Source organism: Leptothrix toolikensis (SeqCode) (genome assembly GCF_057922285.1).
Genome location: NZ_JBYSVC010000057.1, coordinates 1 through 15,759 on the forward strand (window position 1 = coordinate 1; position 15,759 = coordinate 15,759).

A 15,759-nucleotide genomic window follows, 5' to 3' on the forward strand; every position below is an offset into this window, starting at 1 on the left:
TTGTTGATGAAGTAGGGCGACAGGTAGCCCCGGTCGAACTGCATGCCTTCGACGATGTCGAGCTCGTTGTCGAGCGACTTGCCGTCTTCAACCGTGATCACGCCTTCTTTGCCGACTTTGTCCATCGCCTTGGCGATGATTTCGCCAATCGAGTCGTCGCTGTTGGCCGAAATCGAGCCGACTTGGCTGATTTCTTTGGTCGTGGTGGTGGCCTTGGAGGCCTTCTTCAGCTCGGCGATCAGGGCGGTGACCGCCTTGTCGATACCGCGCTTCAGATCCATCGGGTTCATGCCGGCGGCCACGTACTTCATGCCTTCATGCACGATGGCTTGAGCCAGCACGGTGGCGGTGGTGGTGCCGTCGCCAGCGTTGTCAGACGTCTTGGAAGCAACTTCCTTGACCATCTGCGCGCCCATGTTCTGAAGCTTGTCCTTCAGTTCGATTTCCTTGGCGACCGACACGCCGTCCTTGGTCACGGTGGGGGCGCCGAACGAGCGCTCCAGAACCACGTTACGACCTTTGGGGCCCAGGGTGACCTTGACCGCATTGGCCAAGATGTTCACGCCTTCGACCATGCGGTGACGGGCGTCTGCGCCGAAAATGACGTCTTTAGCTGCCATGTGAATACTCCGAAATCTTGATGTGAGGGGGGTGAATTACTTGGCGACCACAGCGAAGAGGTCTTCTTCGCGCATCACCAGCAGCTCTTCGCCATCGACCTTGACCGTTTGGCCGCTGTACTTGCCAAACAGCACGCGATCACCCACAGCCACGTTCAGGACGATGAACTCGCCCTTGTCATTGCGCTTGCCCGGACCGACGGCCAGCACTTCGCCTTGATCAGGCTTTTCGGCGGCGTTGTCGGGGATGATGATGCCCAAGGCGGTCTTGGTTTCTTGTTCGAGGCGCTTGACGATCACGCGATCATGCAGGGGACGAAGTTTCATGGAACCTCCAAATTCGGGATGGGTGTGAACCCGGTTGAGTCGGGTACTCGACTAACTCGACTAGCACTCGACATCATCGAGTGCTAACAGACCCAATTATAGGAACGCATTGCCTCTTTTCAAGAGGCTGGGTGATCGGATCGCTCGATTCAGTGCAAAATAGAACGACCGTTCGTTTTGTGCTGGAGTTTCCGTGGATCAGCTTTCCCTGCCCAAAGGGCGTCAGACGCACGCTTCCATCTTGGATGCCGCCCTCGGCCTAGCGGCTCACGTGGGCTTGGAGGGTTTGTCGATTGGGGTGCTGGCCGAGATCCTCGGTATGAGCAAGTCAGGGGTTTTTGCCCATTTCGGCTCGCGCGAAGCGCTCCAGATCGCAGTGATTCAGACCTATCACCAACGCTTCGAAGCCGAAGTCTTTCGTCCGGCCATGCAACACCCTCGGGGTTTGCCCCGCTTGATGGCCTTGTTGGATCACTGGGTGGCGCGGGTTTCGGTCGAAGTCGATGCCGGCTGCCTCTATATCAGTGGCGCGGTCGAGTTCGACGACCGGCCGGGTGCTGTGCGCGAGGCGCTGGTGGATATGGTGCGTGCTTGGCACGCGGCCATGCGCAAGGCCATTGAGTTGGCTTGCGAGGTGGGCGATCTACGCCCCGATACCGATGTTGAGCAAGTGCTTTTTGAGCTGCACGGGCTCATCCTCGCGTTGCATCACGACGCACGGTTTCTGCGCAGCAGCCATGCAGTGGAGCGCGCCCGCAGCGGTTTTAAACATGTGTTGCAACGTTATGCCACCCAAACCCTTGTTTGGGCTTGAAGCTTCCCCAGGCTGTTCCACGCGTTCCACGACCAAAACCAGGAGACTGTCATGCCCCGTTACGTGCCCCCCTTGCGTGATCTGCAATTCGTTTTGCACGAGTTGCTAGAAGTGACCCCCGCTTTGCAAGCGCTCCCCGCACACGCCGACATGGATGTTGAAACCATCAATGCCGTCTTGGAAGAAGGGGGTAAGTTTGCTGCCGAGGTGGTTTTCCCGCTCAACCAAAGCGGTGACGAGGAGGGTTGTCACTGGGACCGAGAGACGCACGCCGTGACGGCCCCGGCGGGTTTTAAAGCAGCCTATGCCCAGTACGTTGCCGGCGGTTGGCCTGCGCTGGCGGCGCATCCTGAATACGGCGGACAAGGCCTGCCGCACACCGTCAACCAGTGCATCTACGAGATGCTCAACAGCGCCAATCAAGCTTGGACGATGTATCCCGGGCTGTCGCATGGTGCGTATGAATGCCTACACGCCCACGGCACGCCCGCACAAAAAGCACTCTATTTGCCCAAGCTCACCAGCGGCGAGTGGACCGGCACCATGTGCTTGACCGAGTCGCATTGCGGCACCGATCTGGGCTTGCTGCGAACCAAAGCCGTGCCGTGTACCGACGAAGGTGCGCCCGCCGGCAGCTATCGCATCACGGGCGAAAAGATCTTTATCTCGGCCGGTGACCACGATCTGGCGGCCAACATCGTGCATTTGGTGCTGGCACGCTTGCCGGACGCCCCGGTGGGCTCCAAAGGTATTTCGCTCTTTGTGGTGCCGAAGTTTTTGACCGATGCCGCTGCCGCTGGTGGGATCGGTGCCAAGAACGGCATCTTCTGCGGGGGCCTAGAGCACAAGATGGGCATCCACGGCAACGCCACCGCCCGCATGGTGCTGGAAGGCTCGCTGGGCACTTTGGTGGGTGAGCCGCACAAGGGTTTGCAGGCGATGTTCGTGATGATGAATGCCGCGCGCCTTGGGGTGGGTTGCCAGTCGCTTGGCCTGACCGAAGTGGCCTATCAAAACGCAGTGGCCTACGCCCGCGACCGGCTCCAGATGCGCGCGCTCACCGGCCCGAAAGCGCCGGACAAGCCCGCCGACCCGATCATCGTCCACCCCGATGTGCGCAAGATGCTGCTGACGGCCCGCGCTTGGGCTGAAGGCGGGCGGGCGCTGGCGATCCACACGACCCTGATGCTGGACCGCGAGCTGCATCACCCTGACGAAGCGGTGCGCCGCGAAGCGGCCGATGAAGTTGCGCTGCTCACGCCCATCGTCAAGGCGTTCTTGACCGACAACGCTTGGTCGGCCACCTCGGCGTGCATGCAGGTGTATGGCGGGCACGGCTACATCCGCGAGTGGGGCATGGAGCAGTTTGTGCGCGACGCGCGCATCAACATGATCTACGAGGGCACCAACACCATCCAGTCGCTCGATTTGCTCGGGCGCAAGGTGCTGGCGGACAACGGTGCCAAACTGAAAAAATTCGGTCGCAAGGTGGCGGCGTTCGTTGAGGCCTACGGGGTGGACGAGTCGATGCAGGAGTTCATCAACCCGCTGGCTGATCTGGGCGACAAGGTCAACAAACTGACCACCGAATTGGGTTTTCGGGCCTTCCAAAACCCCGATGAAGTGGGGGCAGCGGCGGTCGATTACCTGCGGGTTTGCGGGCACTTGGTCTTTGCCTACTTCTGGGCCCGCATGGCGCAGGTGGCTTTGTCGGCGCAGGCATTAAGCAAGCAAAGCGGTGCGGAGGCTGATCCGTTCTACACCGCCAAACTGGCCACAGCGCGCTTTTACTTTGCCAAACTGTTACCCGAAACGGCCAGCTTGATCCGCACTGCTCGCAGTGGTGCCAAGCCGCTGATGGCGCTCGATGAAGCCTTGTTCTGATCCAAGACCCAAGCCAAGGAGAGAGACGATGAAAGCTTTTCTGATCGCGGCCCTGCTGGGAGCAGCCACGCTGGCCCAAGCCCAAACCGGGATGGTCGCCACGACACCGACCACCACAACGACCACCACACCACTGACCCCGGTGGGGGCGTGGAAAACCATTGATGACGATGGCAAGACCGAGAAGTCGATGGTGCGCATCACTGAACGCTCCGGGGTGCTGACGGGGCATATCGAGCGTCTGCTGGCGCCGGGGGCGAACCGCGAAGCGACCTGCGACCTGTGCAATGACGAGCGCAAAAATCTGCCCTTGATGGGCTTGACCATCTTGCGCGATATACGCCAAAGCGCCGACGATCCGGCGCTTTGGGAAGGTGGCGACATCCTTGATCCCAAAAACGGCAAGACCTACAAGGTGCGCCTCAAGCCGGTGGACGGCGGGCGCAAACTGGAAGTGCGGGGCTACATCGGCATGCCGATGCTGGGCCGGACTCAAACCTGGATTCGAGTGGAGTGATTCCCATGGCTTTCAATGTTCGCAAAGTCGCCGTGCTGGGTGCCGGCGTGATGGGGGCGCAGATTGCGGCCCATCTGGTCAACGTGCGGGTGCCGGTGGTGCTGTTTGACCTGCCCGCCAAGGACGGGCCGAAAAACGGCATTGCCCTGCGCGCCATCGACAACCTGCGCAAGCTCAAACCTGCGCCGCTGGGGTTGGCGGAGGAGGCGGGGCGCATCGAGCCGGCCAACTACGACGACGATCTGGACCGCTTGGCCGAGTGTGATCTGGTGATCGAAGCGATTGCCGAGCGCATGGACTGGAAGTTGGCGCTCTACGCCAAGGTGGCCGACCACATCGCGCCGCACGCCATCGTGGCCTCCAACACCTCGGGGCTGTCGATCACTCAGCTGGGTGCGGGCTTGCCCGAGGCGCTGCGTGGGCGTTTTTGCGGCATTCACTTTTTCAACCCGCCACGCTACATGAGCTTGGTGGAGTTGATTCCGACCGCGAGCACCGCGCCAGACATCTTGGATGCCCTGGAAAGCTTTGTCACCCGCACGCTCGGCAAAGGTGTGGTGCGGGCCAAGGACACGCCCAACTTCATCGCCAACCGCGTGGGCGTGGCGGGTATGTTGGCCACGATGATCGAGGCGCAGAAGTTCGGCTTGTCCTTCGACGTGGTCGATGACCTGACCGGCAAAAAGCTGGGTCGGGCCAGCTCCGGCACCTTCCGCACCGCTGACGTGGTTGGGCTGGACACGATGGCGCACGTGATTCGCACGCTGCAAGACAACCTCTCGCCCGAGACCGATCCGTTCCACGCCATCTACGCCGTGCCGGCGGTGGTGACGCAGTTGATCGCTGCCGGGGCTTTGGGTCAAAAGAGCGGTGCAGGGTTCTATCGCAAGGTCGGGCGCGAGATCCAGCAGCTCGATGTGAATGACGTCAAGGCTGCCAGCAGCGCCAGCTACGTGGCCTCGGGCGCGCAGGCCGAGCCGATCATCGAGCGCATCTTGAAAAAGCCAGCGCCCGATCGGCTGCGGCTGCTGCGTGAATCGAGCCACCCACAAGCGCAGTTTTTGTGGGCCATCCTGCGCGACGGCTTCCATTACGCCGCTGTTCATCTGGCCGAGATCGCCGACAACGCCCGCGAGATCGACTTCGCCATGCGCTGGGGTTTTGGGTCCAAACAAGGGCCGTTTGAGCTTTGGCAGGACGCTGGCTGGCAGCAAGTGGCGGGCTGGATCAGCGAAGACATCGCTGCCGGGCGGGCGTTGTGCGCTGCACCGTTGCCCGACTGGGTGTTTGACGGTCGCACCGGGGTCCACAGCCCACAGGGCTCATGGAGCGCGGCACGCCGCACCGAGGTGCAACCCTCCACGCTGCCGGTGTATGCGCGCCAGCTCTTTCCTGAGTCGGTGCTGGGTAGCGGCGCGGCTGAGGCCTTGCGCAGCGGCACGGAGCTGTTTCGCAACGATGAAGTGCGGGTCTGGACTTTGGACGGCGAGGTGCTGATCGCCAGCATCACCGCCAAGCTGCATCTGATCAGCCCCACCGTGACAGCGGGCTTGTTGCACGCCATCGCGCTGGCTGAGGCCGAGTACGCCGGCTTGGTGATTTGGTCGCCCGACGAGGTGTTCTCGGCCGGGGCCAATCTAGAAACGCTGATGCCGGTGTTCATGAAGAGCGGCGGCAAGGGCATTGCGCCTGAAGAAAAGAAGTTGCAAGACTTGATGCTGCGTCTGCGTTACGCCAGTGTGCCGACGGTGGCTGCGGTGCGTGGGCTGGCGCTGGGCGGCGGCTGCGAGCTGGCGGTGCATTGCGCCCGGCGCGTGGTGGCGATGGAAAGCTACATGGGCTTGGTCGAGGTCGGCGTGGGGTTGATCCCCGGCGGGGGTGGCTTGACCGATATCGCGCGGCGGGCGGCCGAGGCTTCGGCGGGTGTGCCGGGGCTGGAGGCTTTTACCTTCCTCAAAGAAGGCTTTGCCGCAGCGGCCATGGCCAAGGTCGGCACCAGTGCGCTCGATAGCCGCAAGCTCGGTTACGTGCAAGAGAGCGATGTGATCGTGCCGCACAAGGACGAATTGCTCTTTATCGCGTTGGGCCAAGTGCAGGCCATGGCGCAGAGCGGCTACCGCGCGCCTTACCGGGGCAGCTTCCCAGTGGTGGGGCGCTCCGGCATCGCCACCATCAAGACCCTGCTGGTGGGCATGCGCGACGGCGGCTTCATCAGCGCGCACGACTTCCACATCGGTTGCGCCATTGCGGACGTGGTTTGTGGGGGTGAAGTCGATGCCGGCACGCTGGTGACCGAGGACTATTTGATGGCGCTGGAGCGCAAGCACTTTTGTGCCCTGTTGGATCACCCGAAGACCCAAGAACGCATCATGGGCATGCTCTCCACCGGCAAGCCGGTGCGCAACTAAACGGATCCGGACCCCCTTGAAGGCAGCAACATGAGCACCAAGCAAATCCAAGAGGCCTACATCGTGGCCGCCACCCGCACCCCCATCGGCCGCTCGGGGCGGGGCTTTTTTCGCAACACCCGCCCCGAAGAGTTGCTGATGGCGGCGATACGCGGTGCCTTGGCCCAAGTCCCGGGACTTGATCCGGCCGCCATCGAAGACGCGGTGGTCGGCTGCGCCATGCCTGAGGGCGAGCAGGGCTTCAACATCGCCCGCATTGGCGCGCTGCTGGCCGGCTTGCCGCACAGCGTGGGCGGGGTGACGGTGAACCGTTTTTGTGCCTCAGGCCTGACGTCGATCCAGATGGCGGCGGATCGCATCCGCGTGGGCGAGGCCGACGTGATGATCGCCGGCGGGGTGGAGAGCATGAGCATGGTGCCGATGAGCGGCAACAAGCCGTCGTTCAGCCCGGCGATCTTCGAGCGCGACGAGAACATCGGCATCGCCTACGGCATGGGCCTGACCGCTGAAAAAGTGGCTCAGCAGTGGAAGGTGAGCCGCGAACGCCAAGACGCTTTTGCCTTGGCGTCGCATGAGAAAGCCCTCAAGGCGCAGCAAGCGGGTGAATTCAAGGATGAGATCACGCCTTTCGAGTTGGTGGAGCGCCACCCCGACCTCCTCACGGGCGAGCTGAACCTGCGCCGGCGCACGGTCAGCCTCGACGAAGGCCCACGCGCCGACACCAGCTTGGCGGGCTTGGCCAAGCTCAAGCCGGTGTTTGCGGCCAAGGGATCGGTAACGGCAGGTAACAGCTCACAGACCAGTGACGGTGCGGGTTGCCTGATTCTGGTGAGCGACAAAGCGCTGCGTCAGTTCAATTTGCAACCCTTGGCGCGCTTTGTCAGCTTTGCCAGCCGAGGTGTGCCGCCGCAGATCATGGGCATCGGGCCCATCGAAGCCATCCCTGTGGCGCTGCGGCAAGCCGGTCTCGCTCTGGATGATCTCGATTGGATTGAGCTCAACGAAGCCTTTGCGGCGCAGTCGCTGGCGGTGATCGACACCGTGGGGTTGAACCCGGTCAAAGTCAACCCGATGGGCGGGGCGATTGCCTTGGGACACCCCTTGGGGGCGACCGGGGCGATTCGAGCCGCGACGGTGATTCACGCCTTGCGGCGTCACCAAGGGCGCTACGGTCTCGTTACAATGTGTGTCGGAACAGGACAGGGAGCAGCTGGTATCTTCGAACGTCTCTGAAACGCAACATTGAAAAAGGCCCTCCGTGACCATCAAGACAGCTTATTTGAACGGTGTGGCCACCCTAGAAATCGCCCGACCCGAGAAGAAAAACGCCCTGACCTTGGCGATGTACGACGCCTTGGCTCAAGGGTTGGTGGCCGCGCAAGCGAACGACGCCGTGCGTGCCATCCTGATCACGGGGCAGCCCGGCATCTTCACCTCGGGCAACGATCTCGAAGACTTCATGGCTCGCCCCCCCCAAGGGCCCGAGTCGCCGGTGTACCGTTTCATGCAAGCGCTGATCGATACCGACAAGCCGGTGATCGCTGCGGTCACGGGAGCCGCCATCGGTATCGGTACCACCCTGCTTTTGCATTGCGATTTCGTCTACGCCAGCGACGAAGCGCGGCTGGCTCTGCCTTTTGTCTCGCTTGGCTTGGTGCCCGAGTTCGCCTCAAGCTTGCTCTTGGCGCAGCGCATCGGGGCTGGGCGAGCGGCTGAAAAGCTCTTGCTGGGCGACCCCTTTTCGGCTCCCGAAGCCCAAGAGTTGGGGTTGGTGAATGCCGTCTTGCCGCCCAACGAGGTGGTGCTGCACGCGCGCCGTGTGGCTGAGCGCTTCAATGTGCTGCCGTCGGCGGCTGTGCAAGCCAGCAAACGCCTGATGCGTGCGCCGCAGCGCCAAGCGGTGCAAGCCGCGTTGGCCGAAGAAGGGCGGGTTTTTGCCGAGCGTCTGCGCAGCCCCGAAGCGCGTGAGGCTTTTCAAGCTTTTTTTGAGAAGCGTGCGCCCAACTTCTCACGCGCAGCCTGAGCGAGCTGAGCGGGACACCATGGACGCCAAGAAACTTCCCCCCGACGCGGCGGAGCCGCCCAATGCGGTGATCCACGCCACGGCGCGGGCTGTGTTGGCACCCTTGCTCATGTGGCAAGCGGCGCAAGTGCGTCGGCAGACCCCCCGTCTACCCGAGGCGGAAGGCGAGCGTATGGGGGTGGTTGGGGCGGGGCCGGTGCAGCTGCGCTTGCTGGTGGTGGGGGATTCGACCGCTGCCGGCGTGGGCGTCGATCAGCAGGGTGATGCCTTGGCGGCGCTTTTGGCGCGCGAGTTGGTGCCCTATATGGGCGGAGCGGTGGCGTGGCAGTTGGTGGCCCGCACGGGCTTGTCAGCGCGTGGCACCTTGGCCTTGATGGCCGCGTCTAAATTGCAGCCGGCCGATGTGATGATCACCGCCCTCGGGATCAACGATGCCTTGGAGCAAATCAGTCCGAGCCAATGGTTGCGCTACTTGAACGCGATTCATCACCATGCCCGGGGACGGTCTGGAGTGCGTCATACGGTGCATTGCGCGCCGCCCCGGCTTGATCTGCTGCCTTTTATGCCCTCGACCATGCGTTGGGTGGTGGGTGGATCGGCACAGCTTCTGGATGAAGCTCTGCAAGATCATGTGCGCGGTGCCCGGCGGCGCAGCCGTTTTGTGTTGCCTTTCGATCCACAGAAAGAAAACTTGTCCCAGTGGCTGGCTGCGGATGGCTTCCATCCGAACAAAGCCCTTTACGCCCGTTGGGCCACGGCCTTGGCGGCGCATGTGTATGCGATGGTCAGCCATGTGCCTGAGGCCAACGCCACGCGTCCCAGTGGTTTTAGCGCCTTTGACGCCCTGCGTTAGTGCAGCAATCTTCGGTCTCACAAGGTAGGATCTGCTCAGAGCAGCAGCCTGAGCGGCTGGGCTTATCTTGCAAGGAGACAAACATGGCTTGGAAGCGCGTTGAAAACTACTGGCTCGGCTACAGCGTCGAGAAAAACCAGTTTTATCTTTACTACAAGTTTTTTGACGACAAGCAGGTCCACCAGCTCTACCCTGGACCCCAAGAGTTTTTGGCGCTGGCGGATATGTTTCGCAACGAAGAGCACATCAACTACAACACGGCCGGGCGGTACTTCATCTCGGCGGCTGAGTTGAACGAGCAAGTTGAACCGGGACACTAAACGCGGTATTCACGCCGAGTTCGGTCGGTATGATCAAAAGCCTGTGCTTCTTGCACGGGCTTTTTGGTTTTTGGAGCGAGTTGATGCTGAAGATGACGTCCAGAAGAGAGCTGCTGCGCGGCTTGGGTGTGGCAGGTGTGGGCGCTTTGGGGCTGACGCAAGCCTGGGGCCAGCTGGGACGGCCGATGCAGCCGCTCAAGGTTGGGTTTGTCTATCCCTCCTTGATCAACAGTGCGGGCTGGACCTATCAGCACGATCAGGGCCGGCTCATCATGGAGCGCAACTTGGGTGATGCTGCGGTGCAGACCACGCACCTTGACAACATCGCCGAAGGGCCTGCCGCCGAGAACGCCCTGCGTGAGCTGGCGCGCCAAGGTCATCAGCTGATTTTCGCCACCAGCCCGGGCTATGTCGAAGCCACGCTCAAGGTGGCACGGGAGTTCCCGGCGGTGGCTTTCGAGCAATTCGGCGGGCCGTTCAAGTTGAGCCCCAATGTCAGCAGCTACAACGCACGCCTTTATGAGGGCCGCTTTGTGGCCGGTGTGTTGGCTGGGCAGATGAGCAAGAGCGGCCGGGTGGGCTATGTGGCTTCGTTGCCACTGCCCGAAGTGATTCAGGGGATCAATGCGTTCACGCTGGGTTTTCGGCTGAGCCAGCCCCAAGGACAAGTGCTGGTGCGCTGGACCAACGCGACCATGGACGCCGCTAAGGAGCGCACGGCCGCCCAAGCTTTGCTGGATCAGGGCGTCGATATCCTGACCTTCCATGCCGGCACCACCGCGATGGCCGAGTTGGCTGAAGCCAAAGGCGTGCGCTTCATCAGCTACCACAGCGATATGCGCCACATCGCACCGATGATGCAACTCGGGGGTGTGATGCATCACTGGGGCAATTACTACACCGAGCAAGCCAAGGCGGTGCAGGCGGGTCGGTGGAAGTCGCAGGCGTTCTTCGGCGGTATCCGTGCTGGGGCGGTGCGCATGCTGCCGCTGTCGCCGGCCGTGCCACCCGAAGTGCAGCGCGTGGTGAAAGAGCGTGAGCGCTTCATTGCTGCCGGCAGTTTGCAACCGTTTGCCGGACGCATCCTTGATCAAGACGGCAAGGTGCGCCAAGCCAGCGGGACGATGAAAGACGCTGATCTGCTCAAGATGGATTACTGGGTGCAAGGTGTCCAAGGCGCGCTCCTCCGCTGAACCTTGGCAACCCTGGGACCTGTTGGTCGTTGGGGGTGGCATCAATGGGGCGGGCATTGCCCGTGACGCCGCTGGCCGGGGTTGGCGGGTCTTGCTGGTCGAGCAAGACGACTTGGCGGCACACACCTCGTCCGCCTCGACCAAGCTGATCCACGGCGGCCTGCGTTACCTTGAGCATGGCGACTTTGGTTTGGTGCGCAAGGCGCTGGCCGAGCGCGAGCGCCTCTTGGCCAGCGCGCCGCATCTGATCCAGCCGCTGCGCTTGGTGATTCCCCACGACCCGGCCATGCGCCCGGCGTGGATGATTCGTCTGGGGCTCTGGTTCTATGACCATCTGGCCAAGCGTGGGGCGCTGCCTCCTTGCCGTGGGGTCGATCTGCGCTTGGATGCCTTGGGGGCCATCCTGCGTTCCGATCTGATCCGGGGCTTTGAGTATTCGGATGGTTGGACCGACGATGCCCGGCTCGTCTTGGCGGTGGCGATGGATGCGCGTGAGCGCGGGGCGGAGGTCCGCACGCGGGTGCGTTGCACCGCAGCAAGGCGGCGGCCCGGTGGGGCGACCGGCTGGGCGGTCGAGTTGCGCGATGCGGATGGGGATGTCCACACCGAGCATGCCCGTGTCTTGGTCAATGCCGCAGGGCCTTGGGCGGCCGATTTTCTGGCGGGGCCGCTCAGCAAACCATCATCACAGCGACTCCGGCGCGTGCGTGGCAGCCACATCGTGATTCGTCGGCGCATGCCCGACGCTCGCGCGTTGCTGCTGCAAGTGTCCGAGGGTCGGGTGCTGTTCATGATCCCCTACGAGGGTGATTTCACCCTCATTGGCACCACTGAAGTGGAGGTGGATGAGGCCAGTCGCCACGAAGTGGCCAGCGCGCAAGAGATCGCTTACCTATGCGCCCAAACGGCCGTGTGGCTGCGTGAGCCAGTGCGACCTGACGAGGTGGTCTGGCATTACGCCGGGGTGCGGCCGCTGCTGGATGCGGGCGGCCGAGACGGCAGGGCCAGCGCGTTGACGCGCGATTACCGCTTGGATCTGGACGGTGCGGATGGTGCGGATGCCGCCCCTTTGCTCACTGTGTGGGGCGGCAAGATCACGACGTTTCGCTATTTGGCTGAAGAGGCGGTAGACCAACTCGGCCCCGTGTTGGGCGCTGACCGACCCGCTTGGACCGCGCAGGCCAAGCTCCCGGGCTCAGAGGCACCACTGCCAGACGCTGCCGTGGTGCCGTCGCGCTGGGCGTGGTTACCCCCAGCCCTTTGGCAGCGTTGGGCGAGAACCTACGGCAGTCGTGTGGCAGCTTTGCTGGGCACTGCCACCGGCCTCGACGATTTGGGCACTGAAGTGGCCCCAGGCGTGTTCGAGATCGAACTGCACTACCTCATCGAGAAGACATGGGCTCGGTGCGCCGAGGATGTGCTCTGGCGGCGCACCAAGCTGGGACTGCATCTGTCCGCTCCAGAGCGCGAGCAAGTCGCGCTTTGGTTTCAGCGGTTTTCTTCGTGACGCCGTTTGCGCGGCTCTTCTTTGGCGGGTTCCGGTGTGGGAAGTGAGGGCGCTGCTGGGGTCACCACCGGCTGGGCCGGTGCTGCGGGTAACGTCACCGGCTTGGCCGCAGGGGCTGTGGGTAGGGCCGGTTGGATCACCGGCCGAGCAGGAGCGGGTTGGGGCGGGCCGAACACAGGTTGTGCGGCGGGCAGCGCAGGCTGAATCTGCGGAACTTCGCGGGGCTTCTCCTGCCGCATCGTGGGCTGTGGCTGTGGCTGTGGCGCTGTGGGAGCTTGCAAACCTGGCGCAAGCCGGATCTCCCCCGCGCGGATGACGTTGCCACTGGGGCGATCACGATCATGACGCTCATGCTCGCGGTCACGCTGATACACGGGTTGTGCCGGTGCTGGCAGCACGATGGCGGGTTGCAGGGCTGGGGATACCCTCACCGGGGCCATGATGCGCGGCCCATCGTCGCGAGAGCGTTCCTCGGGACGATGGGGGTGGCGTCGCTCCTCCCGGTACATCGGCCGCTGGGGCAGGATCACGGTCTGATAGCGCTCACGGGGGCCCAAAGGTGTCCAGAAATAGCCTGGGGCAAAGTCGGCTTGACGGCTGTACCGATGCTGTTCGATGGGCTCGTTCGACCACGTCACCCTGGCGGGGGCGTACATCGTGGGTTGGGCCACATCATCGGGCAGCCACGCCCAGCGACCGCGCTCCTGAACCCAGCGGCCGTAATGCGAGGTGGCAAAGCCCCACGGGGCGGCGTCGATCCACGTCCAGCCCCAAGGCGAGACCCAAGCCCAGCGACCTTGGCTGTAAGGTGCCCAATCGGGGTCAATGTCACGCGGAAACCATGCCATGCCCCACTCGCGGGTTGGCTCCCAGCGGCCGTGGCGTTCCAAGTCTTCGAAACCCGTGGTGTCAGAAGACACAAAGCGCGACGGGCTGGGCAGGTTGTTGCGCATGGCCCAGCGGGCAAATTCATCGCGGCGTGGGGCCACGCGCCGCCAATCTCCGTCGGCTTGCCATTGCACGGTTTGTCCGGCCCGCAGCGTGAGCGCGTTGTCCGGCTGCACCACCGTCAAGGAGCCTTGGTCGATGGTGATGATGGGATCTTGGCCGGGATCCAAGTCGAGGCGGAACAAGCCGCGACCCTTGGGTCGAATGCGCGAGCCATCCACCAAGATTTCGACCTCGCGGGCGTCATTGTTTTCGGGCATCAGCACCGCCAGCGTGCCTTGGCGTAGTTCGAGGCGCACATCGTGCTCGTCCAAATCCAGCACCCGCAGCTCGGTGCGTGCGCCCAAGCGCCAGCGCATCGAGCCGACGCTGATTTCGGCCGATGAGCCGTCCTCGGTCACCAAGCGTTGGCCCCGTGCGACGGGCCAGTTGAGGGGCGCGGCAATGATTTCCGGCCCTTCGTTGTCCCGATCAGCGGGCAGGTACAAGGCGATGTCACCTTGTACGCGCGCCACCCGTCCCACGCGTGAAGGCATATCTTGGGCGGCAGCGGCGGCGCTCATGGTCAGGCCGAGCAGCAACGCGCCCATCGCCAGCCAATGTCTTGGACTTTGCCGGTGTAAAACCATGATGAATCCCTTGCGCCTAAGCCAGTGAAGTGAGAGCGTCATTTTCACCGCGATCAGACCCCCGTTGCAGGGGGTGGTTGATGCGACGGACGCTCAGGCTGGATCAAGCACCGATCTGATCCCTGAAGGGGGCATGGCGCAGGGTGCTGATGTGCGCCAAGTCCTTCATGGCTATGGATTTTTAGCTGCCAAGGCTTGGGTTCGACCGCCAGCGAATCCAACGGGTAAGTCCTTGATTTAATTGAATTTTCACCCATATGTTTCTTGCCGATACAATTTTTCTCGGCTACATTGGCGGGCTGTTTCAAATCGTGGGGTTCTGTGCGCGTGTTTTGCTTGGTAATAAAGCCTGCTGTGTTCTCGGCGGGTGGGGTTGAGGTGGCATGACGACGACCACGATGGCATCTCCGGCGCAGCACAAAACTGTGTTGCTCGATGAAGCAGTCGATGCTTTGGTGCATGACCCCGATGGGGTGTATGTGGACGGCACGTTTGGTCGCGGGGGGCACTCACGGCTGATCCTGTCGCGGCTCTCACCTCGGGGCCGACTGATCGCCATTGACCGTGACCCGGAGGCCGTGGCTCATGCGCTCTCCGGCCCGGAACGCATCGACGATCCGCGTTTTTCGATCACCCACGCCCGCTTTGCCGAGATGGGCGATGTGCTGGCCGATGCGGGACTGGCCCACGTGGCCGGTGTCTTGCTTGATCTGGGCGTCTCTTCGCCGCAGATTGATACGGCTGAGCGTGGTTTTAGCTTCCGCCGCGATGGTCCGCTGGACATGCGCATGGACCCGACGCGCGGCCAGAGTGCCGCAGACTTTTTGGCCAAGGCCCCCGAGGCCCGCATTGCTGAAGTGGTGCGTGATTTTGGCGAGGAGCGCTTTGCTTCGGCCATCGCCAAAGCGTTGGTCGCACGGCGCGAAACCGGGGTGCCGGTGCTGCGCACCCTTGATCTGGCCCAGATCGTGGCGCGGGCGGTCAAGACGCGCGAGCGGGGTCAAGATCCTGCCACCCGTACCTTCCAAGCGCTGCGCATCTTGGTCAACGGCGAGCTTGATGAAGCCCAGCAAGGCCTGAAATCGGCCTTGGCGCATTTGCTCACGCCCGGTGGGCGTCTGGCGGTGATCAGTTTCCATTCGCTCGAAGACCGGATCGTCAAGACGTTCATTGCGCGCCATGGGCGCGGTGAGGTGGATCGGCGCGCGCCGATGGCGGAGCCGCCGCCGGCCCGCTTGCAAGCCCTTGCCCGCATCAAGCCGAGTGAGGCGGAGGTGAGTGTCAATCCGCGTTCGCGTTCCGCCGTGCTGCGTGTGGCCGAACGCACCGCTGTGCCGTTGCGTCCTCAGGAGATGGCATGACCCGACTGAATCTGCTGCTCTTGCTGGTTTTGATCGTCAGTGCAGTCTATTTAGTACGTACCTCGTATGAATCGCGTCGATTGTTTGTGGCCTTGGAGCATGAACACGTCGAGTCGCGCCTGTTGGCCAGCGAGGATGAGCGCTTGCAAGTGGAGCAACGCGCTCAAGCGACCCATCTACGGGTGGATCGCTTGGCCCGTGAGCAGTTGCAAATGCGCACCGCCACGCCGGCTGTGACCCAGTATGTGGATGACCGCTCCGTGCGGTCGGTGCCGGAGATGCGTTTGCCATGAAAGGCCCGGGCTTTTTTAGCGCCTTGAGGGCGCGCCGTCACCGCCGCCACGCAGCGGTCGAG

General features: G+C 62.8%; 15 protein-coding genes. 12 read left to right on the plus strand and 3 right to left on the minus strand.

Features of this window, described 5'->3' with window-relative positions; translation table 11 throughout:
• Together AC3VI7_RS09155 and AC3VI7_RS09160 are read right to left on the minus strand one after the other, a co-directional pair.
• On the minus strand, positions 1-620 hold a 620-nt coding region (locus AC3VI7_RS09155), incomplete at its 3' end, for a TCP-1/cpn60 chaperonin family protein (RefSeq protein ID WP_489671473.1).
• 36 nt (positions 621-656) lie between these two features.
• The gene (locus tag AC3VI7_RS09160; RefSeq protein WP_489668514.1) at positions 657-947 is read right to left on the minus strand and encodes a co-chaperone GroES; all 291 of its coding nucleotides are present in this window, start codon (positions 945-947) and stop codon (positions 657-659) included.
• A gap of 193 nt (positions 948-1,140) precedes the next feature.
• Between AC3VI7_RS09160 and AC3VI7_RS09165 the strand changes: the two genes are divergently transcribed.
• The 10 genes from AC3VI7_RS09165 to glpD all read left to right on the plus strand — a co-directional run bounded on the left by AC3VI7_RS09165 (position 1,141) and on the right by glpD (position 12,466).
• Positions 1,141-1,761, plus strand: a complete 621-nt coding sequence (locus AC3VI7_RS09165) for a TetR/AcrR family transcriptional regulator (protein WP_489668515.1) — start codon at positions 1,141-1,143, stop codon at positions 1,759-1,761.
• Between the two features lie 51 nt (positions 1,762-1,812).
• Positions 1,813-3,645, plus strand: coding sequence for an acyl-CoA dehydrogenase C-terminal domain-containing protein (locus AC3VI7_RS09170; RefSeq protein WP_489671474.1), 1,833 nt, complete (start codon positions 1,813-1,815; stop codon positions 3,643-3,645).
• 28 nt (positions 3,646-3,673) lie between these two features.
• Positions 3,674-4,162: a DUF2147 domain-containing protein gene (locus tag AC3VI7_RS09175; RefSeq protein ID WP_489668517.1), complete on the plus strand. Its 489-nt coding sequence runs from the start codon at positions 3,674-3,676 to the stop codon at positions 4,160-4,162.
• Positions 4,163-4,167: 5 nt separating this feature from the next.
• Positions 4,168-6,570: a 3-hydroxyacyl-CoA dehydrogenase/enoyl-CoA hydratase family protein gene (locus AC3VI7_RS09180; protein ID WP_489668518.1), complete on the plus strand. Its 2,403-nt coding sequence runs from the start codon at positions 4,168-4,170 to the stop codon at positions 6,568-6,570.
• A gap of 30 nt (positions 6,571-6,600) precedes the next feature.
• The gene (locus AC3VI7_RS09185; protein WP_489668519.1) at positions 6,601-7,803 is read left to right on the plus strand and encodes an acetyl-CoA C-acyltransferase; all 1,203 of its coding nucleotides are present in this window, start codon (positions 6,601-6,603) and stop codon (positions 7,801-7,803) included.
• Positions 7,804-7,828: 25 nt separating this feature from the next.
• On the plus strand, positions 7,829-8,593 hold the full coding sequence (locus tag AC3VI7_RS09190) for an enoyl-CoA hydratase (RefSeq protein WP_489668520.1): 765 nt from the start codon (positions 7,829-7,831) through the stop codon (positions 8,591-8,593).
• A 19-nt stretch (positions 8,594-8,612) separates the two neighbouring features.
• A complete protein-coding gene (locus AC3VI7_RS09195) occupies positions 8,613-9,446 on the plus strand; it encodes an SGNH/GDSL hydrolase family protein (RefSeq protein ID WP_489668521.1) in 834 nt (277 codons plus the stop codon).
• An 83-nt stretch (positions 9,447-9,529) separates the two neighbouring features.
• A complete protein-coding gene (locus tag AC3VI7_RS09200) occupies positions 9,530-9,766 on the plus strand; it encodes a hypothetical protein (RefSeq protein ID WP_489668522.1) in 237 nt (78 codons plus the stop codon).
• 83 nt (positions 9,767-9,849) lie between these two features.
• Positions 9,850-10,959 (plus strand): BMP family ABC transporter substrate-binding protein, encoded by a 1,110-nt coding sequence (locus AC3VI7_RS09205; protein ID WP_489668523.1) that lies wholly within the window; start codon positions 9,850-9,852, stop codon positions 10,957-10,959.
• On the plus strand, positions 10,934-12,466 hold the full coding sequence (glpD, locus tag AC3VI7_RS09210; protein WP_489668524.1) for a glycerol-3-phosphate dehydrogenase: 1,533 nt from the start codon (positions 10,934-10,936) through the stop codon (positions 12,464-12,466). Before AC3VI7_RS09205 ends, glpD begins: the two co-directional genes overlap by 26 nt.
• Here glpD and AC3VI7_RS09215 read toward each other — a convergent pair.
• Positions 12,448-14,043, minus strand: a complete 1,596-nt coding sequence (locus tag AC3VI7_RS09215; RefSeq protein ID WP_489668525.1) for a DUF6600 domain-containing protein — start codon at positions 14,041-14,043, stop codon at positions 12,448-12,450. The genes glpD and AC3VI7_RS09215 overlap by 19 nt on opposite strands.
• Positions 14,044-14,441: 398 nt before the next feature.
• On the opposite strand from AC3VI7_RS09215, the gene rsmH reads away from it, so the two are divergent.
• Positions 14,442-15,404: a 16S rRNA (cytosine(1402)-N(4))-methyltransferase RsmH gene (rsmH, locus tag AC3VI7_RS09220; protein ID WP_489668570.1), complete on the plus strand. Its 963-nt coding sequence runs from the start codon at positions 14,442-14,444 to the stop codon at positions 15,402-15,404.
• Complete coding sequence (gene ftsL / locus AC3VI7_RS09225; protein WP_489668526.1) at positions 15,401-15,697, plus strand: cell division protein FtsL; 297 nt, start codon at positions 15,401-15,403, stop codon at positions 15,695-15,697. The genes rsmH and ftsL overlap by 4 nt, the downstream gene beginning before the upstream one ends.
• Positions 15,698-15,759: the final 62 nt, after the last annotated feature.

Excerpts from the sequence above, each read along its gene's own strand:
- AC3VI7_RS09160 (WP_489668514.1), bottom strand. The coding sequence starts at position 947 with ATGAAACTTCGTCCCCTGCATGATCGCGTGATCGTCAAGCGCCTCGAA.
- AC3VI7_RS09170 (WP_489671474.1), top strand. The coding sequence starts at position 1,813 with ATGCCCCGTTACGTGCCCCCCTTGCGTGATCTGCAATTCGTTTTGCAC.
- AC3VI7_RS09175 (WP_489668517.1), top strand. The coding sequence starts at position 3,674 with ATGAAAGCTTTTCTGATCGCGGCCCTGCTGGGAGCAGCCACGCTGGCC.
- AC3VI7_RS09180 (WP_489668518.1), top strand. The coding sequence starts at position 4,168 with ATGGCTTTCAATGTTCGCAAAGTCGCCGTGCTGGGTGCCGGCGTGATG.
- AC3VI7_RS09185 (WP_489668519.1), top strand. The coding sequence starts at position 6,601 with ATGAGCACCAAGCAAATCCAAGAGGCCTACATCGTGGCCGCCACCCGC.
- AC3VI7_RS09195 (WP_489668521.1), top strand. The coding sequence starts at position 8,613 with ATGGACGCCAAGAAACTTCCCCCCGACGCGGCGGAGCCGCCCAATGCG.
- AC3VI7_RS09200 (WP_489668522.1), top strand. The coding sequence starts at position 9,530 with ATGGCTTGGAAGCGCGTTGAAAACTACTGGCTCGGCTACAGCGTCGAG.
- AC3VI7_RS09205 (WP_489668523.1), top strand. The coding sequence starts at position 9,850 with ATGCTGAAGATGACGTCCAGAAGAGAGCTGCTGCGCGGCTTGGGTGTG.
- AC3VI7_RS09215 (WP_489668525.1), bottom strand. The coding sequence starts at position 14,043 with ATGGTTTTACACCGGCAAAGTCCAAGACATTGGCTGGCGATGGGCGCG.
- rsmH (WP_489668570.1), top strand. The coding sequence starts at position 14,442 with ATGGCATCTCCGGCGCAGCACAAAACTGTGTTGCTCGATGAAGCAGTC.
- ftsL (WP_489668526.1), top strand. The coding sequence starts at position 15,401 with ATGACCCGACTGAATCTGCTGCTCTTGCTGGTTTTGATCGTCAGTGCA.